The following is a 1,403-nucleotide window of genomic DNA, read 5'->3' as shown; positions in this document are numbered from 1 at the left end:
GGTAGTGTCAAGAAGTTTGTGTATGGAGCTAAAAGGGAACTCATGGAAACGCCAGATATTTATTTGTGATGGTGGGTGGTGTAGCCCAAGCGAAGGCGCGGGAGCCTTTTTTTAAGCTTTGACGCCGTAGCGTTCCTGAAACATGTTGGCCAAAGCGATCCGAGTCTCTTCCATACCGAAACCACGGGTGATCCGCTCACTCCAACGTTCGTTGTAATCCTGCAGGACAAAGTAGGCCACCTTCTCCGCCGCATCTACATTAGGCACACTATTCATCGGGTGCAGCCGCTTACGGATTTCTTTCATGGTGCGTTCAATCGCATTGGTGGTGTAGATGATTTTCCAGATGGCAGCCGGGTATTTGTAGAAAGCCAGGAGTACAGGGAGATCCTCCTTCCACGATGTGACTTCGCGAGGATAGATCTTCGACCACTTTATTTCCACGGCCAAAAACTGATGGAGAGCCTGTGCATAATTGGGCGCTTCGTAAACAAGCTTAAGATCGCCCATAAACTCCACTTTGTCTTTAACGCGGATTTTGGGGAACATATTCCGCATTTTATGTACCACACAGCGCTGAACATCGGCTTTGGGATACACACTGTGGAACGCATCCTCAAGGCCGATAAGCCCGTCAAATACACCCAGCAGGATGTCCGTAGCCCCGCGCTGATACAGCTCCTGAAGGAACGCTTTCCAGCCATGGGCACTCTCGTTGCCACCAACCAGAAAGCCTAACACTTGTCGTTGTCCCTCTTCGTCCACGCCCATCGCTACGTAGATGACTTCATTGGCCACACTGTCACGCCGCAGGTTAAAGTGGATACCATCGATGTAGAGGACCGAGTAGCGCTTCTTCAAGGGACGCTCCTGCCATGCATGCACGTCTTGAAGCACCGTGCCTGTGATGTTACTGACAGTCGTAGGCGAGTAGTGGGAGCCAATGATCGCTTCAATAAAGTCGCCGACATCCCGCGTGCTCATGCCCCCTTTGTACATGCGGATGACTGCTTCTTCCAGCCAGCCGTCCCGGCGTTGGTAGGGCTCGAAGAGCTGGGTTTGAAACTCGCCCTGGCGGTCACGAGGGACCTTGAGGTCATCGATTTTGCCAAACTTGGTTTCCAAGGTACGCTTGTAATAGCCATTGCGTGTATTCGATGTCTCTTCTGGCTGCTCCACTGCAAAAAAGTTTGAGATCTCTTCGCGCATCACCAGTTCAAGCTTTTCTTGAACAAAGGTACGTACAGCATTTTCCAATTGATTCATAAACTCAGTGTTAGTTATACTAGATGACATGGTAGGGTAATCTCCTCTTGTGGATCTGGACAATTCCGAGAGTATACCCTACCATTTTTGTCTTGGAAACACTCCAATTTTTGGTACACAGACTATTTTACGCCACC

Annotated in this window: 1 protein-coding gene; it reads right to left on the bottom strand. The window is 50.0% G+C overall.

What is annotated here, in order from left to right; all coding sequences use genetic code 11:
• Window positions 1-111: 111 nt before the first annotated feature.
• Window positions 112-1,296, bottom strand: coding sequence for an IS256 family transposase (locus J2Z66_RS42320; protein WP_209980134.1), 1,185 nt, complete (start codon window positions 1,294-1,296; stop codon window positions 112-114).
• Window positions 1,297-1,403: the final 107 nt, after the last annotated feature.

It is taken from the genome of Paenibacillus eucommiae (genome assembly GCF_017874215.1).
Taxonomy (GTDB): domain Bacteria; phylum Bacillota; class Bacilli; order Paenibacillales; family NBRC-103111; genus Paenibacillus_AI; species Paenibacillus_AI eucommiae.
The sequence above is the reverse complement of the archived record's forward strand: the minus strand, read 5'-3'. Positions and strand labels throughout refer to the sequence as shown.